This window comes from Sphingobacteriales bacterium (assembly GCA_016719635.1).
In the GTDB taxonomy this organism is placed as follows: domain Bacteria; phylum Bacteroidota; class Bacteroidia; order Chitinophagales; family JADIYW01; genus JADJSS01.
The window spans coordinates 126,242-152,961 of record JADJYT010000004.1 but is presented as its reverse complement, the minus strand read 5'-3'; the positions used below and the strand labels follow the sequence as shown (position 1 = coordinate 152,961).

Annotated in this window: 25 protein-coding genes, 2 tRNA genes and 2 pseudogenes; 12 read left to right on the top strand and 17 right to left on the bottom strand. The window is 42.9% G+C overall.

Annotated features, from left to right (window positions below):
• Positions 1–3,166: pseudogene (locus IPM95_09640) on the top strand (type I restriction endonuclease subunit R).
• A gap of 140 nt (positions 3,167–3,306) precedes the next feature.
• On the opposite strand, the gene IPM95_09635 reads toward IPM95_09640, so the two are convergent.
• The 6 genes from IPM95_09635 to IPM95_09610 all read right to left on the bottom strand — a co-directional run bounded on the left by IPM95_09635 (position 3,307) and on the right by IPM95_09610 (position 7,358).
• Positions 3,307–3,381, bottom strand: a tRNA-Pro gene (locus tag IPM95_09635).
• Between the two features lie 3 nt (positions 3,382–3,384).
• A tRNA-Ser gene (locus IPM95_09630) sits at positions 3,385–3,472 on the bottom strand.
• Positions 3,473–3,640: 168 nt separating this feature from the next.
• Positions 3,641–5,077, bottom strand: a complete 1,437-nt coding sequence (gene dnaA, locus IPM95_09625) for a chromosomal replication initiator protein DnaA (protein ID MBK9329550.1) — start codon at positions 5,075–5,077, stop codon at positions 3,641–3,643.
• A gap of 83 nt (positions 5,078–5,160) precedes the next feature.
• Positions 5,161–6,096 (bottom strand): metallophosphatase, encoded by a 936-nt coding sequence (locus IPM95_09620; protein MBK9329549.1) that lies wholly within the window; start codon positions 6,094–6,096, stop codon positions 5,161–5,163.
• Positions 6,086–6,838 carry a 5'-nucleotidase C-terminal domain-containing protein gene (locus tag IPM95_09615; protein MBK9329548.1) on the bottom strand — a complete coding sequence of 251 codons (753 nt, stop codon included), beginning with the start codon at positions 6,836–6,838 and terminating at the stop codon, positions 6,086–6,088. Before IPM95_09615 ends, IPM95_09620 begins: the two co-directional genes overlap by 11 nt.
• Positions 6,816–7,358 carry a hypothetical protein gene (locus IPM95_09610; GenBank protein ID MBK9329547.1) on the bottom strand — a complete coding sequence of 181 codons (543 nt, stop codon included), beginning with the start codon at positions 7,356–7,358 and terminating at the stop codon, positions 6,816–6,818. Before IPM95_09610 ends, IPM95_09615 begins: the two co-directional genes overlap by 23 nt.
• A gap of 146 nt (positions 7,359–7,504) precedes the next feature.
• Here IPM95_09610 and IPM95_09605 point away from each other — a divergent pair, with 146 nt between their 5' ends.
• Positions 7,505–7,855, top strand: coding sequence for an iron-sulfur cluster assembly accessory protein (locus IPM95_09605; protein MBK9329546.1), 351 nt, complete (start codon positions 7,505–7,507; stop codon positions 7,853–7,855).
• 142 nt (positions 7,856–7,997) lie between these two features.
• The gene (locus tag IPM95_09600; protein ID MBK9329545.1) at positions 7,998–8,384 is read left to right on the top strand and encodes an HU family DNA-binding protein; all 387 of its coding nucleotides are present in this window, start codon (positions 7,998–8,000) and stop codon (positions 8,382–8,384) included.
• Here the strand turns inward: IPM95_09600 and pdxH are convergent.
• Positions 8,330–8,971 carry a pyridoxamine 5'-phosphate oxidase gene (gene pdxH / locus IPM95_09595; protein MBK9329544.1) on the bottom strand — a complete coding sequence of 214 codons (642 nt, stop codon included), beginning with the start codon at positions 8,969–8,971 and terminating at the stop codon, positions 8,330–8,332. The two genes, IPM95_09600 and pdxH, sit on opposite strands and share 55 nt — an antisense overlap.
• A 51-nt stretch (positions 8,972–9,022) precedes the next feature.
• On the opposite strand from pdxH, the gene IPM95_09590 reads away from it, so the two are divergent.
• Complete coding sequence (locus tag IPM95_09590; GenBank protein MBK9329543.1) at positions 9,023–9,694, top strand: hypothetical protein; 672 nt, start codon at positions 9,023–9,025, stop codon at positions 9,692–9,694.
• Here IPM95_09590 and IPM95_09585 read toward each other — a convergent pair.
• From IPM95_09585 to purH, 10 genes and pseudogenes are all read right to left on the bottom strand, one after another.
• Complete coding sequence (locus tag IPM95_09585) at positions 9,691–10,065, bottom strand: arsenate reductase ArsC (protein MBK9329542.1); 375 nt, start codon at positions 10,063–10,065, stop codon at positions 9,691–9,693. The genes IPM95_09590 and IPM95_09585 overlap by 4 nt on opposite strands.
• Before the next feature lie 46 nt (positions 10,066–10,111).
• Positions 10,112–11,155: an ACR3 family arsenite efflux transporter gene (arsB, locus tag IPM95_09580; protein MBK9329541.1), complete on the bottom strand. Its 1,044-nt coding sequence runs from the start codon at positions 11,153–11,155 to the stop codon at positions 10,112–10,114.
• A gap of 20 nt (positions 11,156–11,175) precedes the next feature.
• Complete coding sequence (locus tag IPM95_09575; GenBank protein MBK9329540.1) at positions 11,176–11,694, bottom strand: VOC family protein; 519 nt, start codon at positions 11,692–11,694, stop codon at positions 11,176–11,178.
• 18 nt (positions 11,695–11,712) lie between these two features.
• On the bottom strand, positions 11,713–12,045 hold the full coding sequence (locus IPM95_09570; protein ID MBK9329539.1) for a winged helix-turn-helix transcriptional regulator: 333 nt from the start codon (positions 12,043–12,045) through the stop codon (positions 11,713–11,715).
• 85 nt (positions 12,046–12,130) lie between these two features.
• Positions 12,131–13,405 (bottom strand): rod shape-determining protein RodA, encoded by a 1,275-nt coding sequence (locus IPM95_09565; protein MBK9329538.1) that lies wholly within the window; start codon positions 13,403–13,405, stop codon positions 12,131–12,133.
• Positions 13,405–15,423: a penicillin-binding protein 2 gene (gene mrdA, locus IPM95_09560; GenBank protein ID MBK9329537.1), complete on the bottom strand. Its 2,019-nt coding sequence runs from the start codon at positions 15,421–15,423 to the stop codon at positions 13,405–13,407. The genes IPM95_09565 and mrdA overlap by 1 nt, the downstream gene beginning before the upstream one ends.
• A 6-nt stretch (positions 15,424–15,429) precedes the next feature.
• The gene (locus IPM95_09555; GenBank protein ID MBK9329536.1) at positions 15,430–15,945 is read right to left on the bottom strand and encodes a hypothetical protein; all 516 of its coding nucleotides are present in this window, start codon (positions 15,943–15,945) and stop codon (positions 15,430–15,432) included.
• Positions 15,938–16,762: a rod shape-determining protein MreC gene (gene mreC / locus IPM95_09550; protein MBK9329535.1), complete on the bottom strand. Its 825-nt coding sequence runs from the start codon at positions 16,760–16,762 to the stop codon at positions 15,938–15,940. Before mreC ends, IPM95_09555 begins: the two co-directional genes overlap by 8 nt.
• Positions 16,763–16,766: 4 nt before the next feature.
• Complete coding sequence (locus IPM95_09545) at positions 16,767–17,789, bottom strand: rod shape-determining protein (GenBank protein ID MBK9329534.1); 1,023 nt, start codon at positions 17,787–17,789, stop codon at positions 16,767–16,769.
• A 97-nt stretch (positions 17,790–17,886) separates the two neighbouring features.
• Positions 17,887–19,431 (bottom strand): annotated as a pseudogene (gene purH / locus IPM95_09540) (bifunctional phosphoribosylaminoimidazolecarboxamide formyltransferase/IMP cyclohydrolase).
• Between the two features lie 237 nt (positions 19,432–19,668).
• Between purH and IPM95_09535 the strand changes: the two are divergent.
• The 8 genes from IPM95_09535 to IPM95_09500 all read left to right on the top strand — a co-directional run bounded on the left by IPM95_09535 (position 19,669) and on the right by IPM95_09500 (position 26,718).
• Positions 19,669–20,478, top strand: coding sequence for a hypothetical protein (locus IPM95_09535; GenBank protein ID MBK9329533.1), 810 nt, complete (start codon positions 19,669–19,671; stop codon positions 20,476–20,478).
• A gap of 193 nt (positions 20,479–20,671) precedes the next feature.
• On the top strand, positions 20,672–21,655 hold the full coding sequence (locus IPM95_09530; protein ID MBK9329532.1) for a hypothetical protein: 984 nt from the start codon (positions 20,672–20,674) through the stop codon (positions 21,653–21,655).
• A 23-nt stretch (positions 21,656–21,678) separates the two neighbouring features.
• Positions 21,679–21,828: a DnaJ domain-containing protein gene (locus IPM95_09525; GenBank protein ID MBK9329531.1), complete on the top strand. Its 150-nt coding sequence runs from the start codon at positions 21,679–21,681 to the stop codon at positions 21,826–21,828.
• Entirely contained in the window at positions 21,819–22,367 is a 549-nt protein-coding gene (locus IPM95_09520; protein MBK9329530.1) for a hypothetical protein, read from the top strand. Before IPM95_09525 ends, IPM95_09520 begins: the two co-directional genes overlap by 10 nt.
• 536 nt (positions 22,368–22,903) lie before the next feature.
• The gene (locus IPM95_09515) at positions 22,904–23,467 is read left to right on the top strand and encodes a helix-turn-helix transcriptional regulator (protein ID MBK9329529.1); all 564 of its coding nucleotides are present in this window, start codon (positions 22,904–22,906) and stop codon (positions 23,465–23,467) included.
• 102 nt (positions 23,468–23,569) lie between these two features.
• Positions 23,570–24,850, top strand: coding sequence for a TolC family protein (locus IPM95_09510; protein ID MBK9329528.1), 1,281 nt, complete (start codon positions 23,570–23,572; stop codon positions 24,848–24,850).
• 24 nt (positions 24,851–24,874) lie between these two features.
• Positions 24,875–25,807 (top strand): HlyD family efflux transporter periplasmic adaptor subunit, encoded by a 933-nt coding sequence (locus IPM95_09505; GenBank protein MBK9329527.1) that lies wholly within the window; start codon positions 24,875–24,877, stop codon positions 25,805–25,807.
• 5 nt (positions 25,808–25,812) lie between these two features.
• Positions 25,813–26,718, top strand: a complete 906-nt coding sequence (locus tag IPM95_09500; protein MBK9329526.1) for an ABC transporter ATP-binding protein — start codon at positions 25,813–25,815, stop codon at positions 26,716–26,718.
• Positions 26,719–26,720 lie beyond the last annotated feature (2 nt).

Below are 26,720 nucleotides of genomic sequence, written 5' to 3'. Positions count from 1 at the left end.
ATGGCAGTTATCTCAGAAGACCATATCGAGCAGGTAGTCATACAGGAGTTCATCGACCTGGGCTATGCGTATCTCAATGGGGTGGAGATCTCGCCTGAAGGATTGTTTCAGGAAAGGGAATACAACGAGGTTGTTCTCAAACAACGCTTACAGCATGCCATAGACCGTATCAACACCTCTATTCCCAAAGAAGCAAAGGAAGAAGCCTTTCGTAAAGTATTACGCTCCGATAGTCCCAGCTTGTTTCAGAATAACCACCAGTTTCATAAGTACCTGGCTGAAGGGGTGGATGTGGAATATCGGAAAGGTGACCGTATAGCTGGCGATAAAGTCTGGCTGATCGATTATGAGCATCCTGAACGAAACGAGTTTTTAGTCATCAACCAGTTCACCGTCATAGAAGGTAACACCAACAAACGGCCTGATATCATCCTCTTTGTAAACGGGCTGCCCTTTGGTGGTGATCGAGCTAAAGAACGCCACGGATGAAAATGCCACCATACATTCTGCCTTTAACCAGTTGCAAACGTATAAACAGGCAATTCCTTCTCTGTTTCAGTATAATGCCCTGCTGATAGCCTCTGATGGCTGGGATGCCCTGTATGGCTCTCTGACAGCCCCTAAGCAGTTCTTTGTTCCCTGGAAGTCCATAGACGGTATCTCTGCTGCCCATGAAGACATTCCGCAGATGGAAGTCATGGCAAAAGGTATGCTCAAAAAAGAAGTCCTGCTTGACCTGATACGTCATTTTACGGTATTCCATGAGAATAAAGATGAGCTGACCAAGATCGTTCCGCGTTATCACCAGTACTTTGCTGTAAACAAAGCTGTAGAAACTACCAAAAAGGCTACTTCGGAAACTGGGGATCAAAGAGCAGGTGTTATCTGGCATACCCAGGGAAGCGGTAAGAGCCTGACTATGGTGTTCTATGCAGGTAAACTGGTACTGGAACTCCATAATCCGACACTGGTCGTATTAACCGACAGAAATGACCTCGACGATCAGTTGTTTGATACTTTTTCCCTGAGCCAGGATCTGTTACGACAGACTCCAGTGCAGGCAGAGAACCGAGAGCATCTGAAAAAACTGCTCAGCGTTACTTCTGGCGGGATAGTTTTCACTACGGTACAGAAATTTCTGCCAGAGATCGAAGAAAAGATTGACCTCGGAGAAGGAAAAACAAAAAACATCAAGGGGCAATACGAACTGCTTTCTGATCGGAGGAATATAGTGGTCATCGCAGATGAAGCCCATCGCAGCCAGTACGACTTTATGGATGGTTTTGCCAAGCACATGCGGGATGCCCTGCCTGGTGCAGCATTTATTGGCTTTACTGGAACACCGATTGAAAGCACCGATAAGAATACCCAGGCTGTGTTTGGAGATTATATTGATGTGTATGATATCCAGCAGGCAGTGGAAGACGGAGCTACAGTAAGAATATACTACGAGAACCGTCTGGCAAAAATATACCTGAAAGATGAAGAGAAGCCTCGTGTAGATTCGGAGTTTGAAGAACTCACCGAAGGACAAGAGATCACCGCCAGTCAGAAACTGAAAGCCAAATGGGCAAGGCTGGAAGCCATCGTAGGCAACGAACATCGTATAAAACTGATAGCCGAGGATATAGTCAACCATTTTGAAGCTCGGGATGCTGTGCTCGATGGTAAAGCTATGATCGTATGTATGAGCAGAAGGATCTGCGTGGAACTGTACAGCGAGATCAAGAAAATACGCCCTGACTGGCACAGTGATGACGACAGCGAAGGCGTCATTAAAATTGTCATGACTGGCTCTTCAGCTGATCCATTAGCTTTCCAGCCTCATGTACGAAACAAAGCCAAGCGCAAAGCCATAGGCGAAAGGCTGAAAGACCCTAAAGACAAGCTGAAACTGGCTATAGTTCGGGATATGTGGCTGACAGGCTTTGATATTCCTGTGTTGCATACACTGTATGTAGACAAGCCTATGCAGGGACACAACCTGATGCAGGCTATAGCTCGGGTAAACCGAGTTTATAAAGACAAGGAAGGCGGTTTGATTGTGGACTATATTGGTTTTGCCAATGAACTGAAAAAAGCACTGTCTACCTATACGGATAGTGGCGGAAAAGGCAAACCAGCATTCGACCAGGAAGAAGCTGCATCGGTAATGATGGGCAAATATGAAGTGGTCGTTCAAATGTTCTCAGAACAACCAGCAGACAAGAGCCAACCCAAGGGTTTCGATTACAAGTCCTTCTTCGGGTTACAGCCAAAAGCGAAGTTGTATTTCCCGATACAGGCAGCCAACTACATACTGGGTCTGGAAGATGGCAAAGAAAGATTCATCAATGCTGTAACAGCCCTCACCAAAGCCTTTGCAATTTCTGTGCCTCACCCATATACTACAGAAATCAGAAATGATGTAGGTTTATTTCAGGCTATCAAAGCCCGTATCGTTAAGGTTTCTGTTACCACTGGAGGCAGGTCGGATGAAGAGATCGAAACGGCTATTAAGCAAATCCTGTCGGATGCCATTGTATCGGATGAAGTGGTAGATATCTTTGATGCAGCAGGGATCAAGAAACCTGATATTTCAATTTTGTCGGATGAGTTTCTGGCTGAAGTAAGAGGCTTGGAACACAAAAACCTGGCATTAGAGTTACTTAAGAAGCTGTTGAACGGCGAAATAAAAATGAGACGGAAGGTGAACCTGATACAGTCGAAGAAGTTCTCTGAAATGCTGGAACAGGCTGTAAAGAATTATCAGAACAACCTGCTTACTTCTGCCCAGATCATTGATGAGCTGATTAGTTTGGCTAAAGAGATCAAAGAAGCAGATCGCAAGGGGGAAGACCTGGGTTTAGATTTCAGGGAGTATGCTTTTTATTCTGCCCTGGAAGTGAACGACAGTGCAGTTGCCGTTCTGGGTGATGAAGTCTTAAGGCATATCGCCAGGGAACTGGTAGATACCATCAAGAAGAACACCAGCATTGACTGGACAGTACGGGAAAATGTACAGGCAAAAATGCGTATCGCTGTGAAGAAGATCTTACGCAAGCATGGCTATCCTCCTGACATGGAAGTTAAAGCCACGGAAACTGTTCTGGAGCAGGCTAAGCTTCTGGCTGACCAGTTGGATGATACGGAGTATGATGGATTAAGTATGGCTGCTGAGCCATAATCCTTACTTGCTTTTTATAAATGCTCTAAAAAAACATCTAATGCAAGAGGATTAAAAACTTTTAAAACAAAGAGCAAAAAGGTGTCAACTCTTCAAAAAAAATGCCGCTTATCCCTAAGCGGCATTTATTTTGTGGTTAGTCGGGGCGGCTGGATTCGAACCAACGACCTCCTGGTCCCAAACCAGGCATTCTAACCGGGCTGAACTACGCCCCGATGCGGTGAGAGAGGGATTCGAACCCTCGGTACAGTTTCCCGTACGTCAGTTTAGCAAACTGGTGGTTTAAGCCAACTCACCCATCTCACCTCCTCTGATTCCTTATAAGAACTTTGGGACGGCAAAGATAGGATTTTTAAAGAACTTTGCAAATATAAGACAATTTTTGTGCGCGTTTATTGCTTTAATAAATTGATAATATCTTCCGGGCATAAAAAAATCCGCTTGCGCGGATTAAATCATATTAGAACTGAAATATTACAAACTCAATTCAATGCGCTTTTTCAGTTCTTCCACAGAATCCCTGAATTCCTCGTCTGTATCGATTAAATTACGGACTGCCTGGCAGGAATGTATAACGGTGCTGTGGTCTCTGCCTCCAAACTGCTGACCAATCGCCTTCAGAGAAGACTTCGTATATTCCTTGGCAAAGAACATGGACAACTGACGTGCCTGTACAAACTGACGCTTGCGGGTAGGCTCTTTCAGTTTTTCCACCGGCACTTCGAAGAAGTCGCATACTGTTTTTTGTATCATGTCCAGCGAAATTTCTTTCGTAGCATGTTTTACAAAATTAATGACGGTCCTTTTTGCCAGATCCAGCGTAATATCCAGTTTGTTCAGAGTCGCCTGCGCCAAGATGGAGGTCAGTACCCCTTCCAGTTCCCGTACATTCGTCTTGATGTTGGTGGCGATAAATCGGGTAACATCTTCATGCATCTCAATACCATCCGCATGCAGTTTCTTTTCGAGGATACTGATACGTGTTTCGTAATCCGGTGACTGTAAATCCGTTGTCAGACCCCATTTGAAACGCGACAGCAGCCGCTCTTCCATATTCTCCAGGTCTTTCGGCGGCCTGTCGGAAGTCAGAATCAGCTGTTTGCCGTTTTGATGCAGGTGATTGAAAATGTGAAAAAAGATATCCTGTGTTTTGGTCTTGTTTGCAAAAAACTGGATATCATCAATAATTAATATATCAATCTGCTGATAAAAATGGATAAAATCGTTGGTACTGTTGTCTTTCAGTGCATTCAGAAACTGGCTGGTAAATTTTTCAGAACTGACATACAACACTGTTTTGGTAGAGTTGTTGACTTTAATGAAATTCCCAATGGCCTGTCCCAGGTGTGTTTTACCCAGACCCACTCCACCGTATATCACTAACGGATTAAATGCCGTGCCGCCCGGTGCTTTCGCTACCGCCATACCTGCGCTGCGTGCAAATTTATTGCAATCTCCTTCTATAAAGGAATCAAACGTATAATTCGGATTGAGCTGCGAATCGACATGAATTTTTTTCAAGCCCGGAATCACGAATGGATTCTTTACCATAGGGCTGGAGAAGACGGCCGGCATCGATACTTCATTCGTGCCATAAACACCTTCCCGGTAATTCGGAACATCAATGGTTTTTGGTTCGGATTTGACACCATTGGAAGAATCCACGAGGATTCTGTATTCCAGTTTGGCATCATCCCCTAATTCTCTCTTAATGGTTTTACGAAGCAAGGTAACATAATGCTCTTCCAGCCACTCATAAAAAAACTGGCTGGGTACCTGAATCGTCAGGATTCTTCCGTCCAGTTTGACCGGTTTAATTGGTTCGAACCACGTTTTATAGCTTTGTACATTGATGTTATCTTTGATAATCTTCAGACAGTTTTCCCACACAAGTTCATGCTTGTTTTTCATACGCTCTATTCGGTTTTTAAAAAAGTTTTGAATGGACAATTATCGACGTAACTAAGATGAGGCTTTTTTCGTTAATAAAAAAATTATTTTTCTATTGACTTTTTATCAACAATTACAGTTTGATGGTTTGAAAACTTTTTTCCGGATTTTTTTTCAAAATAATACTCCAGCTGCCCGATTTGCAGTCCTGCCCATCCAACCTGATTAATCAGGACGTATTTTCCTGTTTTATTCTTTTCCGAAACCGGCGCTTCCAGGAATGTATGTGTATGCCCTCCGATAATAACATCAATACCGCTGGTTTCCCTGGCCAGAACGATATCACTGACTTTTGGATTACCGTATTTATAGCCCAAATGTGATAAGCAGATGATGAGATGACATTTCTTTTCGTATTTCAGAATATCCACCTGTTCCTGTACCGTTTTCACCGGATCCAGGTATCGGGTGCCTGCAACTAATTTATCCGGAACAAGGCCATCCAGCTCCACACCACAGCCGGTGATACCGATTTTCAATCTTCTTTTTTTGATGACAATATGTTTATGCACCTTTCCGTCCACGGGAGTTCCCGAAAAATCATAGTTGCAATTGACAAACGGAAAAGCTGCCCTGCTGATTTGTTTCGCCAGTGTTTCAATGCCGCCGTCGAAATCATGATTGCCTATGGTAGCTGCATCATATCCCATTTTATTCATCAGATCAATTTCCAGGTCACCGTGAAAGAAATTAAAATAAGGTGTCCCCTGAAAAATATCACCGGCATCCAGTACGAGTACATTCTCTTTCGTGTTCCGGATTTTTTGAATGATAACGGCTCTGTGAGCGGCACCGCCCATTCCGGGATATTTGGCATCGTCATCCGGAAATGGTTCAATATGACTGTGTACGTCATTGGTATGTAAAATAGTCAGCTGCTCTTCCTGCTCTTTTGCGAACAGTGACAACGGAGATACGGCAGACCCCAATACCGCGCCTCCCCAAACACCTGTTCTTAAGAAATCCCGTCTATTTTGCATAACTGATTCTGTTTTCCAGCGCAGCAGAAATCTTTTTGCCCGCTTTATTTTGCGCATTCCAGTATTCTATGATAGCATCGCGAAACAATACGCCCGTTTGCTGCTGCGGAATAGTTTTTAAGAATGTCATCCCGTCTCCTCCGTTGGCGACATAATCATTTAAAGCAACTGTATATTTCTTTTGAACGTCCAAAGGTGTATCTGCAACATTGACATGAACAGCTTTGCTGTTTTCAATCTGAAAGGACATCCCGGATACCGGCCATCCTTTTTTGATCGCCATCGAATCACAAAAATCGGACAATTGCCGGCCTGTCAATGTTTGCAGGACAATGTAATTATCAAACGGCATTATAAAATAAGCGTGTTCCATACGAAGAGTTCCTTTGCTCAATGCAGGAATGCGGATACCGCCATAATTCAGTATCGCTACATCTACTCTTGTTCCGCTGTATTGTTCTGCCTGGATTTTCAGGATATCCGCCAGATGATTGCCGAGCGTTCCTTCCGGCTGTTTTTTGGTCAGTTCATTTTCCAGTTCCGCCAAAGGCACCTTCATGATCCTGTCCAGTGAATCTTTGTAGGGTGCATAATATCCGGTGATAATCGAATCGGAAGCAAGCGATGCATTGATTTTAATTAAAGAAGAATGCTCCTGAACCGGAAAATAGGATTTACACGCCGAGAACAAAACAAGACATGCTATCAGCAACCCATGTTTAGAATAAATGTTTGACGTCATCTTTGACAAAATTAATCGCAATCTGCACCGGCACATCCTTATCGGACTGCATGTAATAACTCAGTATCGCTTTATGCAATTCACTCGCATCCGCGTCATCGGACATTTTGGATGCAAACAGATTGATGACCTTTATCGTTTCTTCCTTGGCCGTAGCCACCATCTGCCACGCATCGTTGTTGATGTACATCTGCTGCGACAAATTGTACTCATATTCCGCACGTACGGTTTTTATAAGTTCCAGTTGATATTCGGCAACCAGCATATTCGGGACATATACCCTCTGCAGCAGGCTGAACGGATGAATGCGTTCCAAAAAGACGATGATCCTTTCGTACGCCTGCAGGCGGATTGGCAGGGACACCTTGCGCTGTTCAAATACCAGTGCCTTGTTGACTTCCAGTTTCCTTCGGTCGCTCTCATTTTCCAAAAATGTCTTTATCACCATATATACACCGCCCAGCATCACTACGGAGGGAAGGACATATTTAAGGATTTCCAGAAAATCTGCTGCATTCATAGGAAAAGAAGGTATTTTAATTAATGCCTAAAATTAGGCTATTTTTTCAGAAAAAAGCACTTATCTACCGCCTCATTTTTTAACAGCAATTTTATGCAGGATACGTTTCGTTGAACTAACTTTACGCTTTCATTGTTAAACTCATCATGACTGCCATTACAGAAAATAAAATTCCGGTTTCCTTTACAGGCAATGCCGTTGCCGAAATAAAGAATTTGTTTACCAAAGGAAACTATGGTGCACATCATGGACTCAGAATCGGCGTGAAAGGCGGCGGATGTGCAGGATTCAGCTATATTCTGGATTTCGATACCGCCAAAGAAAATGACAGCATTTTTGAGGTAGACTCCGTTCCTTTATTCATAGACAAATCACAGGCTATTTATCTGTACGATTGCACCATAGATTTCAAGAGCGGACTGGACAACAGGGGGTTCATTTTCGATAACCCGAACGCTACCGAAACATGCGGATGCGGAACATCTTTCTCAGCGTAAGCACCAATAAAAACAAGCGTTCCGGTAAATAATTTTACACAGACGCCCATTTTTACTAACATTTTTCACGAATTGTTTGGATAATTGAATAAACGATCTAACTTTGTGGCATAATGTTTTTTTAACTTTTAAATAAGACAATATGAACAAAGGAGATTTAGTAAAAGTAATCGCTGACGCAGCAGGAGTAACCAATGCAACAGCAAATGACACGTTGAATGCCGTGTTAGACAGCATTCGTAAAGCATTGAAAAAAGCAGACAAAGTAACGTTAATTGGCTTTGGTACTTTCAGCACCGCTAAAAGAGCTAAAAGACAAGGAAGAAACCCGTCTACAGGTGCGAAAATCACTATTCCTGCCAAAACATTAGTGAAATTCAAAGCAGGTAAAGAGCTGACTGATGCCGTAAACAAAAATAAGATCAGACTACCTCCAAAAAATAAAGCCTCAACATACGTTGAGGCTTTTTTATTTTACGGTGCCAGGCGCTCCATCTTCCATTTTCCTTTGGATACTTTGGTATACTGAATCCTGTCGTGCAGGCGGCTGACTCTGCCCTGCCAGAATTCAATCAAATCGGGCGCTACACTATAACCACCCCAGGCATCCGGAAGCGGCACCATTTTTCCTTTGTATTTCTTCTCCAGCGCACGGTAGTTTGTTTCCAGCAGATTCCTGTTTTCAATCACCTTGCTTTGCGGTGATGCGAGAGCACCAATCTGGCTTCCTTTCGGTCTTGCATGAAAATAGGTATCTGCAGCGGCTCTGCTTACTTTCTTTACTTTACCTTCAATACGAACCTGCCGTTCGCCCCACCAGAACAGCAGCGCCACTTTGTCATTGTGTTTCATCTGCTTTCCTTTTCTGCTTTCATAATTGGTATAGAAAATAAATCCCTGTTTGCTGAAACTTTTCAGCAACACAATACGTGCCGATGGCTGTCCATCTTCTCCTACGGTTGCCAATGTCATCGCATTAGGCTCTGCCACTTTTAAATGGATGGCATGATGAAACCACTCATCAAACTGGTGAAACGGGTCTTTATGACAATGTTCTTCGAGTAGAAAGGAGGCTTCATAGCTCTCGCGCATGTGGTGTAAATCTCTGTTCGGCATAACTGAAAATTAATCATTATATTTAACTTACAAAAGCCAATTTTGTTTTTTATGAAAAATAGAACGACGACCTACCTGCTCCCACTTTCCATCCTGTCCAATTTATTTCCATTATACGGCGTCATTATGTACGACTGGACTATTTTTTCTGTCGTTTATATTTACTGGATAGAATTATTAATCATCAGTACTTTTCAGCTTTTAAAGATTTTGCTGGCACAGGGAGATGCCAATGCCGATTTTTTATCAAAAATCACACTGGCCTTCAAGTTTTTTGCGTTCAGAACCGGTATCTTTTTTTTCTATCTCCTTTTTATCATCGTCTTCTTAGGCTTTATGGTCTCTGCCAAAGAAAAAGGTGCGGGAATGGATATATTCCGAATTATGACTTTTCAGGACGCCTTTTTCAAGGTAGCCATGCTGAGTTTTGTAGTGTATAACCTGGTGGAGTTTATCGTAAAATATATTGCAACGGGAAGATACAAATATGCCAAACCTGCTGACTACTACAGCATGTTTGATGGCCGGATCATTGTCGTGCATATTGTAGTGGTACTGGGTACTTTCCTGTATCAGCTGGTACTGGACAAACTGAATGCCGACCACAAGACAGCCATGATCGCCTGTGTATCGCTGTTTATTGCAGTCAAGCTGATTGCGGATACCGTTAAACATTCGCTCAGCCCGGAGGAAACACCCGAAGAAACGACCAAGTATATCTAGTTATCCCCGATTTTTTCCGAAATAAACTTTCGGCAATATTCCTTTATCTCCTTGCGCACCTTCCGGAATGCAGCAGCCACTTCTTCTTCTGTGCCTTTTACTTTGGAAGGGTCCTGAAAATTATGATGCAGCATTACCGCTTTTGTCGGGAAATACGGGCACACTTCCTTTGCGTGGTCACAAACGGTAATTACAAAATCAAATTCGACATCTTTATATTCCAGTACATTATTGGATGCATGATGTGCAATTTCAATGCCGTCTTCCTTCATAAAATAAACCGCTCTGGGATTCACTCCATGTGTTTCCACACCGGCACTGTAAACATTTGCCCTGCCTTTGGCAAAAAATTCCAGATAACCATGTGCCATCTGGCTGCGGCAGCTGTTGCCGGTACAGAGTACCAATATGTTTTTCTTACGCACGTTTGAATTTATGTACCTGAGTTAATGCAAAATTGACCAAAGTAACCAGTACAGGCACTTCAATCAGCGGGCCAATGACAGCGGCAAAGGCTGTACCGGAATGAATTCCAAACACGGCAATGGCAACCGCAATACCCAATTCGAAATTATTGCTTCCTGCCGTGAATGCCAGTGTCGTTGTTTCCTTGTAACTGCCTCCGGCATACTTTACGATAATAAAGGTGGAGAAGAACATTAACAGAAAAAACAGCAACAGCGGAATCGAAATCAACAGCACATCTTTTGGAATCTGAATGATCAGCTGTCCCTTTAGACTAAACATCAATACGATGGTCAGCAGTAAAGCGACCAGCGTGATGGGGCTGATTGCAGGAATAAATCTGGCCGTGTACCACTCTTCTCCTTTCCATTGAACAAGCACAAATCGTGTTATCATCCCTGAGAAAAACGGGATACCCAGATAGATGAGTACGCTTTTGGCAATCTGCAGCATGCTGATGTGTACCTGATATCCCTTCACCCCAAATAGTGGTGGCAAAACGGTAATAAAAAACCAGGCATAAACACTGTAAAATAAAATCTGAATGATGCTGTTAAAGGCGACCAGCCCGGCAGCCAGTTCGTTGTCGCCTTTGGCTAAGTCATTCCAGACCAGTACCATCGCGATACAGGGCGCGAGGGCAATCAGCATGAGTCCTGTCATATATTCCGGATAATTCGAAAGAAACGTAACAGACAACACAAACATCAGGGACGGCCCAACCAGCCAGCTTTGAAACAAGCCTATTAGAAGAATCTTGGGATGTTTGAATATTCTGCCCAAGGTTTCATATTTTACTTTGGCCAGCGGCGGAAACATCATTAATATGAGTCCGATTGCCAATGGTATATTCGTGGTGCCGGAAGAATAGCTATTTATTCTTTCCGGAACAGTAGGGAAGAAATTGCCTATTGAAACACCTGTCAGCATGGCTAAAAATATCCATAGAGTCAGGTATCTGTCTTTGTAATTTAGTTTTTGGGCGGGAGTGTTCATATCTGTTCTATATCAGTTAATCAGCAGCAGCCACTTTCCGGTGGACAACAGGTATTTGACAATGCAGCCGGTTCGATTTTCTGCTGAACCAATGTATGGTCTGCCGGCATGCAGCAGGCATCCGCTTCAAGTGTGGCATAATGCGGATCGTTGAACTCCGCATCCTCATGAAAATAATACACTTCCCATTGTACGCCGTCCGGGTCGTTCACCCAGAACTTATCCTGTTTGGCATAACAGCAATGGATGCCGATTTCCTCCTTTTTCACCAATTGCCGGCTATATGCGGCTTCCAGTCTTGTGTTTAATTCTTCCAGAGTCTCCACCTGAAAACCTAAATGCCCGAAATGAGGCTGAACAAAATCCCTGTTCTCCACAAAGGAGATAATCAGGGAAGGCTTTTCCAGAACATACTTGGCATAATTAGGTTTAACCTTTACCGGTTCTGTTTCAAAAAACTGATTGTAGAAATCTACCGTCTTTGCGATATCAGACACGTACAGGGAGACGTGCATGCGCGGAAATAGTGATGTACTCATTTTTTTTAATTTATAGGGTTAACAACACTGATTCAATTTATTACCGTTGACTTTCTGAAAAAACGCAGAAAACAGTTTCACCATTTTTCCGTAGGTTTTCCAGTTGATGCAATAACATACGGTTACGCCGTCAATCTCCCCTTTAATAAGGTCATTATTTTTTAATTCCTGAAGGTGCTGGGAAACCGTTGTCCTGCTTAAGGGCAGTTCATTGGAAATATCGCCGGATATGCACTTATTTTCTTTCGCCAGGTATTCCAGTATGGCCACCCTGGCAGGATGCGCCATCAGTTTTGCATATCGGGCCAGCTCCTGCCGGTCGGTACTGAAATTTTCAATTTTAGCATACATAAAACATGGTTTAATAATTCGTATGTCGTAAACATACGTCAAATATAATCCCAAAAGATGGGTTTGTCAAGTATTTTTTGAAAATTTAACGTAATGTCATACGTCGCTCACTATCCAGCTTGAGTGCGGTGGCTATCATAAAGGTGAAAGAAAGGAGGGAAGAACCACCATAACTTAGCAATGGCAGCGGTATCCCGATTACGGGCAGCAATCCGATGGTCATGCCGATATTGATTACAACGTGGGTAAAGATTATGGCGACTACCGAGTAAATATACACCCTGCCGTAAGGGCTCCTCTGTCGTTCTGCCATCAGAAGCAGCCGCAATAACAATGTGGTGTAAACCAAAATCAAGACAAGTGAACCGGCGAAACCCCATTCTTCCCCAATTGCGGAAAAGATGAAATCCGTGCTCGTTTCAGGTACATAATTATAGCGGGTTTGTGTCCCCTGCAAAAAGCCTTTGCCTATCAGCCCTCCGGAGCCGATGGCTATTTTAGACTGGTTGAGATTATAGGCGATGCCGCGTTTCGCTTCTTTGGAAAGTTCTTTTCCCAGGACAACATTAATTCTGTCCCGCTGGTGTTTTTGCAATACATTATTAAACACATAACTGACAGAAAAAGTATAAAGACAAGTACCAACCATCAGCACCGTTAAAATCCTTGCCATGAATCTATTCATCCAGTTCCAGTATATTAGTGCACTAAAAACAACGATTGTTATCCCTATGATAATGTACTGATTGATGATTAACGACAAAACAGAAACCGCAATCACAAACAAACCGAGATACACCACCAGGTCGGACAAACCTTCCCTGTTCAGAACGAAAACGAAGGCTGCAAATACAAGACAAGAACCTGCGTCTCCCTGTGCCGCCACCAGCAATAAGGGAATCCCGATGATGGTATAAGTAATCAGATGTTCGCGCCGGGTGATGAAGCGCATATTGGGTGTATCAAAATATTTGGCCAGCGCCATCGCTGTTCCGAATTTGGCAAACTCGGACGGCTGTAATTTGAAGGCACCGAGATTAATCCAGTTTTGCTGTCCTTTGGTCGTTTGTCCGACCACCAGCACCAGAAAAAGCAGAAACAAAACCATCCCGTACATCGGATAGGATATAAGCTGCAGGATTCTTCTGTCAAATCCCAAAATAGAGAAAAACATCAACCCCGAAATCAACGCCCACACCAACTGTTTGATATAACTGTGTTTGAAACTGAAGAAAGCCGCCGTAAAACTGCCGTTATATTCCGTTGCAAAAATGGACAGGATACCTAATATCACCAGAAACAGATAACACAGCAACACGGTACTGTCAATCGGATCATATGCTCTTTTATTATTCGCCATTAGGGATACACATTTTTAATTTTCGGAGAATTGGCAGTAGAATCACTTATCTGTTTAAGTTCCTTTTGTGCTTTCAGTTTTGCTGCCTTGACAGAATCCTGCCTGAATCTATCCCGTATGACAGAATCTTTCTTCGCCTTTATCCTGGCTATGGAATCCTGCTTCTGCTGTCCGGCGGATTTCAGGTTCTTGATTTCCGATACTGTCTTCATCAGGTGTATGCTGATCATCCGTTCTTCGAGCGGTATTCTTTTTTTTGCGATGGTGTCGTTCAAATATTTCTCCACCATCAGCGATGCAATAGGTGCTGCATAGGTCGCCCCGAATCCGGCATTTTCGACAAATACCGCAATGGCAATCTTAGGATTTTCTTTTGGTCCGAATCCGGCAAAAATAGAGTGGTCTTTTCCATGCGGGTTCTGTGCCGTACCCGTTTTGCCGCAAAATGAAATCCCCGGAATCTGTGCAACCCGCGCGGTACCCGCCAGTACCACTTTTTCCAATCCGTCCGTAACATATCTGTAATAGACAGAATCAATGGTCGTAACAATCTTTACTTTCTTTGGTTTCCTGTATTTATCATCCTTCTTCAGGAACCGGCAAATCTTAGGCGTAATATAAAATCCTTTGTTTGCTATGATGACCATGGCATTCGCTATCTGCAGCGGAGTAGCCAAAACTTCGCCCTGACCGATGGAATTTGATATCACCGTGGATGCCTTCCATCTGCCCGCACCGAATACTTTGTTATAATATTTTACGGTCGGTAAATTACCCTTCTTTTCGCCGGCGAGGTCAATACCGATTTTCTTGCCATATCCAAACTGACTCGTCATATCCCACCATTTCTGATATCCAATTTCCGGCGCAGCAAAAACGGAGTCCATGATAAAGTCATTGTAAATCTTACAGAAATAAGAATTGCAGGAATACTGCAGGGCGGTTTCCACATCAGGGATACCATGAACGCCGTGACATTTCACCACATGATTGCCCACCCTGTATCCTCCCGGACAGAACCACGACCATTTTTCTCCATGGATATTTTCCTGCAGCATCACTAAAGCCGCACCTGCCTTGAAGGTGGACCCCGGCGGATACATCGCCTGAATCGGGCGGTTTAACAATGGTTTATAATAATCCTTGAACAACACATTAAAATTATGACGCCGGTATCTGCCGGTCAGGATATTCGGGTCGTATCCCGGACTGCTGACATACGCCAGTATTTCGCCGGTGGAAGGCTCGATAGCCACTATGCCACCCACTTTCCCCTGCATCAGTTTTTCCCCGTACGCCTGCAGTTCCGCATCTATGCCGGATACCAAATCCCAGCCGGCTACCGGAATCTTGTCGTCCTTCCCGTCTTTATATTTCCCCTTATAGGTATTTTTCACATCGACCACCTGAAAGCTATACCCCTTCTCTCCTCTCAGCCATTCATCATAAAAATATTCCAGCCCGGTGGTACCCATATAATCCCCCAGCTCGTAATAGCCTTCCGAATTTGCAATATTATTTTCCGTTACCTCACTCAGATAACCCAAGAGCGCCGCACCGCCGTGATACGGATAGCGCCGTACGGTACGGGTTTGGAAGGAGATGGACGGAAATTCAAAAAGATGTTCCTGAAAACGGGCAAACGTTTGCGGATCCAGCAATTTGATAAGTGTAGTAGGTTTATTGGGCGTTGTTCGTTTGATTTCATCCAGTTTCTTACGGGCAAAGTCCATGCTGGTATTCAGCAATTCACATAACTTAAGCGTATCTAAATCCTTTGTAATATTCCATTGTATGAGGATATCATAAACGGCATCATTATACACAATGATTTTACCATTCCTGTCTATGATAAGTCCGCGTGACGGATAAATCGTTACTTTCTTCACGACATTATCATGCGCTTTCAGTTTGTATCCCGGTGTGAGAACCTGTAAAAAGAATAAACGGACAATCAGGATAAACGCGGCGATATAAATCGCTTTCTCTAAAATGCCGCTTTCATTCCCTCGTTGCATGTAAAATTATTCTTTGATATCCTTCATAAAAAACAAACTGATCATCCATACCAATAACAATGTACCGAACAAGCTGATGAGTGTCTTAAAGATAGTGGGGAAAAAATTGGCAAACGAGAAAACCTCGAGAAAGAAATACGCAAGATGGTGGATGGAGAAACCAATCAGCGTATAATAGAAAAAACCAGGTGACGCCCTGCTGTGAAAGATTGGGAACATCCAGTTTGTCCAGCCGGAGCGTGGCTGAAACGTATCGAGTATGTAACTGCGGCCGTAACCGATGAGTGTGAGCGATGCCGTATGCAGGCCTCCACCGTTGCTGAACATATCAATAATGAGTCCGGTAAGGAAGGCAAGCACCAGCACGGCGAGCCTGGGGGTAAATACAGGCAACAGCAAAATCGCCAGCGGATAAATCATGATATAGGCACGTCCCAACGGCAGTTCATTCAACAGCAATACCTGCAGCGCCATGAGCACCGCAAACCGAATGATATTGGTGAGTATAAACTTGTTATTCATTCAATGCGTTTGATTCCAATGCATCAATTTCTTTCTTTTTACTGTTCTTAACGACATACACATAACTCAGCCGGCTAATGGCATTCGTAGGTTCTATATCCACTTCATAAAAACTGGAACTTTCATCCGGGCTGAAGCGCTTCACTTTTCCGACTATAATATCCGGTGGAAATATGGAGGAAAATCCCGCCGTTACAATGGTATCGTTCTTCTTGACGGGAAGTGTTTTGCTGATATTCTGAATCTGCAGCAATGCCGGACTTTTGCCGTTCCAACTCAGGTTACCCAACGCATTCGTGTTCTTATGACGGACACTCACCAGCATCTTTACACTTAAGACAGACATCACCAGAGAAAAATTTTCAGAAACATTCGTCACAATACCCACCACACCGTTGCTGCTGACCACACCCCAACCTTTCTGAATACCGTCTTTACTGCCTTTGTTCAGTGTTATGTAGTTAATGCTTTTACTGATACTGTTATTGACAATTTTTGCAGGAATATATTCAAAGCTGTAAGACTCCGATTGTTCCGGAAGTGCGGTATCTGCAGGATAAGTATTCCGGTATCGTATCCTTTTTTTCAGGCGGGTATTTTCTTCTGTCAACTCCCTGTTCGTGTTGCCTAGATTTATAAACGTATAAAAGCTATTGGCAAATCCTACCACCTTACCGGCAAGGTTATTGGAGGTGTTCAGGAATGTCACTTCCTGATATTTGTGTGACTGATAAATAAGATAAAGACTAAAGATTTCCATCAGTACAAACAGGAAGAGTACATGAAACCTGGAAAGAAGAAAATATATGCTGCGCATTCGTTTAACTCATCAGGAAGGTAAAACGGTCTCTGTTTTTCAATGCGATTCCGGTACCCCGTACAACGGCACGAAGCGGATCATCCGCCACCTGTACCGGCAGTTTTGTTTTCATGGCAATCCGTTTATCCAGGCCACGCAACAACGCGCCACCGCCCGTCAGATACAATCCTTTGCGATAGATATCCGAAGCCAGTTCCGGCGGAGTAGACTCCAGCGCTTTCATCACCGCTTCTTCAATCTTGGAAATGGATTTATCCAGGCAACCTGCAATCTCCGAATAGGAAACGGTCACCTGTTTTGGAATGCCCGTCAGCAAGTCTCTTCCGTGAACGGCATAATCTTCCGGCGGATTTTCCAGATCCTGCAAGGCAGAACCCACATGTATTTTCACCGGCTCCGCCGTACGTTCACCGATTAAAATATTATGCTGTCTTTTCACATACTCCACGATATCCAGTGTAAACTCGTCACCGGCCACACGGATAGACTGATCGGTTACAATTCCTGACAGGGCAATCACCGCAATCTCCGTCGTACCGCCGCCGATATCAATGATCATGTTGCCTTCCGGCATTTCCACATCGAGGCCTATACCTAATGCCGCCGCCATCGGTTCGTGAATCAAATAGCGTTCTCTCGCATTCGCGCGCTCCGCAGATTCCACTACTGCACGTTTCTCCACCTCCGTGATACCCGATGGAATGCAGATCACCATCGTCAACGACGGGCGAAACCATTTGTTGCCATCATTTATCATGGAAATAAATCCACGTATCATCGCTTCCGCTGCGGTAAAGTCGGCAATCACACCGTCTTTCAGCGGACGTATCGTTTCGATGTTGGCATGTGTCTTTTCGTGCATCATCATCGCCTTCTTTCCCACTGCAATCACCTGATTCGTTTTCTTATCAACGGCCACGATAGACGGTTCGTCTACCACCACCTGGTCTCTGTATATGATCAGCGTATTTGCCGTACCAAGGTCTAATGCAATCTCTTTATTCAGAAAACTAAAAAATCCCATTTTCTATTCTTTCTTATACTTATTAAATCAAACGATAAAAATACGTTTTATAAATGACAACTAGAACGTTCCTCAAAAATTTAATCTTTGTTACGGATTAATGTTTAAAATGGCGTATACCGGTCAGCACCATCACCAGATGATGCGCATCACAGTAATCGATGGAATCCTGATCCTTGATGCTGCCGCCGGGATGGATGAACGCCGAAACACCTGCTTTATCCGCTATTTCCACGCAATCCGGAAAAGGGAAAAACGCATCGCTCGCCATCACCGCACCGTTCAGGTCAAAGCCGAACGAGTGTGCCTTGTGGATAGCCTGCTGCAACGCATCCACCCTCGAAGTCTGCCCGCAGCCCATCGCCAGCAGCTGCCTGCCTTTTGCGAGTACTATCGTATTCGACTTGAGGTGTTTGGCCACCTTGTTGGCAAACACCAAATCCTCTATCTGTTCGGCGGTAGGCGTCCGTTTGGTGACGGTCTTCAGCTCTTCCGCCGACTCTATCTTCTTATCAAAATCCTGTGCAATCACCCCGTTCAGCAGGGATTTGAACTGCCTGGACGGGAAATCGGTCCCTTTTTGTTTCAGCAGGATGCGGTTCTTCTTTTTCATCAGTATCTGCAGGGCTTCCGGCTCAAAATCCGGCGCAATCAGCACTTCAAAAAACAGCTTGTCGATTTCTGCCGCCGTCGCTTCGTCCAGTGTCGCATTCGTAATGAGTACCCCGCCGAAAGCCGAAACTGGGTCGGCAGCCAGTGCGGCTTTCCAGGCCTCCACCGTAGTCGCTCTGGAAGCCACGCCGCAGGCGTTCGTATGTTTCAGCACCGCAAAGGTGGTTTCTATAAACTCCGCCATCAGGTGTACCGCCGCATCGATGTCCACGAGGGTTGTTGTAGGACAACTGCTTGCCGTTCAGGATGTCAAACACTTCGTGGATATTGTTGTAGAAATAGCTCTTTTGGTGCGGGTTCTCGCCGTAGCGCAATGCCTCTCCGTTCAGGTAACTTTCCTTAAACGTATCAAAAGGGGCGGAACGGGAGAAATAGCGGTGAATCAGGGTATCATAGTGGGAACTGACGGCAAATGCCTGTTGGGCAAAATGCTGGCGGAATTCCAGCGAGGTCTGCCCCTGATTTTCTTCCAGCACCTGCGCCAGTTCTGCATACTGGCTCTTTTGCGATACGATCACGGTGTCGTTGAAATTCTTGGCTGCCGCCCGTATCAGGGAAATGCCGCCGATATCAATCTTTTCGATGATTTCCGAGGTAATTTCCCCTTCAAACAGAGACGTATAATTTCTGACCGTTTCTTCAAAGGGTACAAATCCACGACCACGAGGTCAATTTCCGGAATCTCGTATTGTTTCAGCTGCTCCAGGTCCTCCGGGTTTTCACGGCGCGCCAGGATGCCACCAAACACCTTGGGGTGCAGGGTTTTCACGCGGCCACCCAGTATGCTGGGATAAGAGGTCAGTTCCTCCACGGGGATGACCGTATAGCCCAACCCCTCGATAAAGGCCTGCGTGCCGCCGGTGGAGTAAAAGGTGACCTGCTGTTTCCCCAGGGTATGGATTAACACGTCCAGGCCGTCTTTGTAGTAGACGGAGACAAGAGCTGCTTTGATTTTTTTCACGGAAATGATTTTACGCTGCAAAGGTAAGCTGTTATACGGTATTAGCGATACGCAGGAGGTTAAATGATTTGTTAAGGATTTTTGACTATCCATCCTAAACTCATTCACCAGCTACCGCATATGTTATTGAAATTTATTACGTATATTTGAAAGAGAGATGATATATAAAGGTCTATACAACTGATTTTGGGTGTTTAAGTCTGATTAAATCAGACATAAGAACAAGTTGGGTGAATTTCATTTAATATGATACGAATAAAAAAAACAGATACTATTTGTTGGTGGTGTGGTAGTTTAGCTAACTCAAGGGAACACAAATACAAAAAAACTGACGTAATAAATAATTTTGGGAAAAGAAGCCAAAGTTTAAATGATAAAACAGTTCTAGTCCGTGATGACAAATTATATAATATACAAGGTGCTAATTCTGATTACTTAAAATTTAATAACGTATTGTGTCAAAAGTGCAATAATGAAAAGAGTCAACCTGCAGATCAGGCTTACGAAACGTTTATCAACTATATAAATTCAAATTTAAGTTCAATTATCGAAGCGGAGTCGTTAGATTTCAGTAAAATATTTTCAGATTGCATCATCAAACAAAAACATAATGTATTTAGGTATTTTATAAAAAACTTCTGTTGCAGGCTCGCAACAAATAATATTACAATAAATCCAGAATTAATAAGGTTTCTCGATGGGGAAAATAAATTGAATTATTTTTTCATAAAATTTGAAATCAGCATGGATTTATTATGGTTTCAGGAAAGATTAATAAGAGACAATATAGGTTCTAGAAGTTTATATTTTGGACCACTTAGTTATAAACAAAACAAAAATACTAATTTTGAAATTGTTTATAGTTTTTTTAATTATGGATGTTTTAGAACATATTTTTACTATTCAGAAAGTATTACTGAAAAGATGATTCCTAGCTATGATGAATATAATTTAAGTGAACAAATGCAACTTAATATTGTGACGGCATTAGAAAAAGACAATTATGAAAATTTATCAGATCAAGAATTAATAGATTTAGTAAATAATTGGCAATAATTGGGCATATATCGTATAGGAAAATGAATCTAAATAAAATAGCACACAACAGCAGCCTTTCAAAATGGCTGCTATTTTCTTAGTTCAAGCATTAACATATTAGAATGTTTTAGCTAAATTTATTCCTGTGACTTGGCGAAATCGCGATTTCGCCAAACTTCGGAACGTTAGGTGTAATAATCTTCGGACGACAATGACGGAAAAAGATCTAAATAAGAAAGACCGCAAAACAATTAAAATAACAATAGACCCAGCATTGGGACAGAAATTTGTTGTTCCTAAAAATCCTGAAATTAACGAAGTTGAAATAGCACTAAAAAGGCATTTTTCAGAAGTTTGCTTCGACAGCTCTTACAATTTTAATATCCTTAAAAAAGATGAGAAAAAAGAAAAAGCCAAATCCTACAAAAATGTCTTTTGTATTGATAACTCTATCCATTCTGCTGTAAAAAGTGTTTTTGTGCCAGAAATTGATTCTTATTTAAAAAAGCTCAATTATAAAAAGGCAATATTAGTTTATGAAGAAATGTTTGAATGTTCCTCTACAATAACCTCTTCAGAAATTAATAGTTACAACAAAATAATAAAATCTCATAATAAACTAAATCCAAAAAAACCAATTGTTCCTAAAAAGTATGAAGTGACTACTTCAGAAGATTTTTATAAATCCGCCTTCGGCAAATTAACAACAAATCAAATCATAGAAATTCCGAGAGGTTTCAATGCAAACAAATATGAGGGTTATTCTGTTATTGATTTGTATAAAAAAACCAATCGAATTTGCCCAATAAACAGTCTATTCGACTTTTATAAAGATGACTTAATTCTTCGTCCTAAAAGTGACATGAAGTCCGTCGACATTGATTTATATAGAATAGTTAAAGACCCTTTTTCAAATTTATTTATTGTAAGGACAAAAAGCAAAAATGCTATTTTGCTAAATGACGACCTGTTTGAATTTAGTTCATATAACGCTACAAGTATTTTTCAATCAGACAGAAACTGGAACAATTCTATTGATATTTCAAAAAATGCAGACACTATTTTACTTACAGAAAATGAAGAAGTGTATTTATTTGACCTGTCATTTAGAGAAAAATCAATTTGGGTGTTACCAAGTAATTCCACAGAAGGTAAATTTAAAGAAGGAAGTAATAATCTTGATCCTGAAAACTGAAAGCCATTTAAAGACTTTAGGGATTGAAGAGATTCCAGAAAAGAAGAGGTCAAACTGCCTACAAAACACTAGCTCAAATTTATCATCCCGACAAAAATCCTGAAAACATAATTGAATCAGAAGAAAAAATGAAAAAAATTAAACGCAGCAAAAGACTACTTGGATGCGATTGATTTCGACAGCTATAAAAAATAATAATTCTACATTTCCTGGACGTGTAATTATGCAATTTACAATGAATGATATTTTTACCCCATATGAGCCTAATGAAGTTTGTGCGTCTTTCATTGACAAGCATAATTTCATATATTTAGCATGTAAGTCTGGAAATGTTTATGTACTGACAACATCTGGGAATATTATTATCACAATAGATTTTGCATCTAATAATAAATATTTTTATAGTTTCGATAGCATTGCAATGGTAAATGAGACTTTAGTTATTTGCGAGGGATTATTTATTCATTTATTTAAAAAAAATAAACACATTAAAACTATAGTAAAAACTGAGTTTAATAGATCGACTAGATCAAAAATAAAATACTTGGATAATCATATCTTATTATTCACTGACCAAAGCCTTGTGTTCTATGACACTAACGGAGACATTGTGGACATTTTACTATTTAACAGAACAATACGGAATGTATTTTCAAGCGACAAAAAAATTATTATTGAAATGCCAGGAAAGTTTTTAGAATTTAATTTGTAATTACTACCCCCAAACTGGTTGTAGCGTCCCGCTGCGACCACAAATCAGTGAAGTGTCCCGCTTTCCTGTTTTTTTGTTCATTTCGTTTATTCCTTGTAAGCTAAAAGACACCTTACTATGTTCAATGGAACATGAAAGAAAAAAACAAACCCGTCCTGTCGACCGCAGGGAGACAACCTTTGAGCACACCGCATATACGTTTCTGCTATCCATTTCATTTATCCTTCGCCATTCGAAAGACACCTCACTACGTTCGGTGTGACATCAGGAATGGGAAAAATATGTAACAATACTTCGTCCATTTGAGTCTCAGCATAAAGACCTGATTATTTAATCACCTAACTGATTGCAGCGAGCCATTACGACTAACTTTCGACGCATTACCGACGCTGAAACAGCATTTTATGAAATGACAAATAACATCCAATAATCTAACAGCCAACGATTTGTATTTAAATTTAATCATTTGATTAATTTTTTTGTTTAAATCAAAAAATTAATACTAACTTTGAATGGTCATTCTACCAAAGACGGCAATGGGCATCAAGAAAATATTATCAAAAGACCTGAGTACGGAAGCCAAAATCAAGGCTGCCGCTAAAAAACTGTTTACCCAAAAAGGCTTAGCCGCCACCAGAACCCGCGACATCGCCCAGGAAGCGGGCATCAATCTCGCCCTGCTCAATTACTACTTCCGCAGCAAGGATAAACTGTTTGAAATCGTGATGCGGGAAAACGTGCTGTTGTTTCTCAGCGGAATGCTGGAGAGCATGCAGCACAGCGAACACCTGAACCTGGAACAAAAGCTGGAACTGCTGATTGACCGCTATATCGATATGCTCATCGCCAATCCCGACCTGCCGTTTTTCATCCTCAGCATCAGCCGCACCAACGGGCTGGAACTGGACAAAGGCGACGACCCGCTGCTGAACGGCATGAAGGGAACTGCGTGCCTATTTCTTCAAAGAGATCCTGGAAAACATACAGTCGGGAAAAATTCAGGCTGTCCATCCGCTGCACTTCATGGCCAACCTTATGTCACTGATTGTATTTCCATTCGCTGCCAGCTCGTTGCTGAAGGCACGGACCGGCATCAGTGACAGGGAATTCGAACAACTCATGCTCGAACGCAAAAAACTGATTCCGGTGTGGTTGAAAGCGATGTTCACCACCCATCTCTCCTCACCTGAAAATAAATCATCATGAACCGAATCTTTTGGAACCTAGTGAGCATCACCTGTCTGCTGGTTCAGGCCTTGCAGCTGTCTGCGCAGGAACCGGTCACCATCGAACAGTGCTATCAATGGGCGGAAGCCAATTATCCGTTGTCGCAGCAACGCAGCCTGATTGAACAAAGCAGGAATTACAGCATATCCAATATCGCCAAAGGCATCTATCCGCAGTTTGTCGTTTCCGGACAGGCAACATACCAGTCTGCGGTAACGAAGATAGAACTGCCGGTGACCATACCGGGCTATGAACCGCCCAATATCTCCAGAGACCAGTACCGGCTGGCAGGTGAAGTATCGCAGTCGCTGACGGATTTTCCATTAAATAAAATTCAGCGGCAATTGAAATCCAACGAAGCTGCAATTCAGGAACAAAATATTACCGTTGAACTGTACAAACTGCATGAACGCATCAACCAGTTGTTTTTCGGGGCCCTGCTGATTGACGAACAACAAAAGCAAAGTGATTTATTGAAAAAAGACATACAACGCGGTATTGAGCAGGTGCAGGCGGCCATCGAAAACGGAACGGCTTTCCGAAGCAATCTCGATAAGCTGAAAGCGGAATTATTAAAGGTGCAGCAACGTGATATTGAAATGCAAGCAGCTAAAAAAGCGTATTTGTCCATGCTGGGTTTGTTCACCGGCAAGGACATGAGCGAAACCACCACACTCGTCAAACCACAGCCGCCGTTTATCCTGACGGATTCTATCCGGCGGCCTGAAATGACTATTTACGAACTGCAGAAGAAATCATCGCTGCTGCAGCAAAAACTGATTGCGGCGAAGAATTATCCCCGGTTGAACGTATTCTTTCAGGGCGGCATGGGCAGGCCATCACCCGTCAATATGCTATCAGAAAAACTTACCCCGTTCTACATCACCGGTATTCGCCTGAACTGGTCGTTGGGTGGCATGTACACCTTCAGGAAAGAAAAGCTGCTGACCGCCAACGACCGCAAATCCATCGACGTGATGCAGCATACGTTTCTATTCAACACAAAGCTTTCAATGAGCCAACAGTATTCCGACATGCAGAAATATGAAGACCTGATAAGAACGGATGACGAAATTATCGCGCTGCGGGAATCAGTCAAAAAGACATCGTTCGTGCAGCTGGAAAACGGTGTCATCAATACAAACGATTACCTGAAGGAAGTGAATGAAGAAGACCAGGCAAGGCAGAATAAAATCCTGCATGATTTGCAACTGCTGATGATACAATATGCACAAAAGACTACGAGCGGGAATTAACTGAACATCTATAAACAGGAAGATATGAAACAACTATTTTTTATAACAGGCACTTTGGTACTCTTTGCGTCCTGTCAGCTGGGCAATCACAAGCCCGATGCCTCCGGTGTTTTTGAATCCGATGAAGTCATTGTGTCGGCTGAACAGCCCGGCAAGATTCTTTCCCTCAACGTGCACGAAGGCGATGTGCTGCAGAAAGGCATGAATGTCGGTCAAATCGATATATCAAATTTTCAATACCAGAAAGAGCAGGTACAGTCCACCATTTCCATATTGCCGAATAAAACGAGCAATCCCCATCCGCAGCTGCAGCTCATCAAGGACCAGCTGGCGGTACAGGAAACCAACCTGAAATACCTGCAGGGCGAGCGGGAACGCATTGCACGACTGCTGAAGGCAGATGCTGCTACCAAAAAACAATACGACGACATGAATGCCAAAGTGGAAGAACTGCAAAAACAGATTGTCGTCACCAGACAGCAGATTGCTGTATACACTTCCAATGTATCCACGCAGAACAGGGCGATCCTGAGTGAAAAAAACCCGATGGAGAAATCCGTGAAGCTGATAGAAAACCAAATCAGCAAAGGAAGCATCATCAACCCCGTCAACGGAACCGTACTGACCAAGTATGCAATGGAAGGCGAAATGGCGGGGGCAGGAAGGGCCTTGTATAAAATCGCCAACCTTGACACGTTGAACCTGCGCGCTTATATCACCGGTTCACAGCTTAATGCCGTAAAACTCGGGCAAAACATTACGGTTCAGATTGACAACGGGGAAAAAGGATACAAATCCTATCCCGGCACCATCACCTGGATATCCGACCGGTCGGAGTTCACCCCGAAAACGATACAGACCAAAGATGAACGCGCCAATCTGGTATATGCCATCAAGATTCGTGTAAAGAATGACGGCTATATTAAACTGGGCATGTACGGTGAAGTAAAATTCTGATACGCATGATTTCTGTCAGCCATATCAACAAAACCTACAACAAAGGTACCGTCAGTGCCCTGAAGGATATTTCCCTGGAAGTCAATTCCGGTGAAATATTCGGGTTGATTGGCCCTGACGGAGCGGGAAAATCGAGCCTGTTCCGTATCCTGACCACCTTGCTTTTGGCAGACAGCGGAACAGCAACGGTGAATGGCTGGGATGTGGTGCACGATTATAAGAAAATACGCAATGCCATCGGTTATATGCCCGGACGATTCAGTTTGTACCAGGATTTATCTGTGGAAGAAAACCTGAATCTGTTCGCCACGATCTTCGGCACCACCATACAGGAAAATTATCATCTCATCAAAGATATCTACGAGCAGATAGAGCCATTCAAGGACAGAAGAGCCGGAAAATTATCGGGCGGCATGAAACAGAAACTGGCCTTATCCTGTGCGCTGATTCATAAACCGGTGGTATTGTTTTTGGATGAACCGACGACCGGTGTCGATTCCGTTTCGAGGAAAGAATTTTGGGAAATGCTGAAAAAACTGAAGGACCAGGGCATCACCATCCTGGTATCTACACCGTATATGGATGAAGTGGTGCTGTGCGACCGCATCGCATTGATACAAAACGGCAGTATCCTGACCATTGATACTACCGCAAACATTCAGGCGACATTCCCACACAAATTGTTTGCAGTCAAAACGCCACAAACATTCAGCGTGATGAATGAGCTGCGAAAATATGAGCACACCTTATCCTGTTTTGCATTCGGCGACTCCATCCATGTTGCCTTTGATACAGCGGATGGAGAGGCTGGAGCTAAAGCCTATTTATCAAGGCATGACATTTCGGATTTTACCATGGAATCCATACCGCCCACTATAGAAGATTGTTTCATTCAACTCCTAAAAAACTAAGC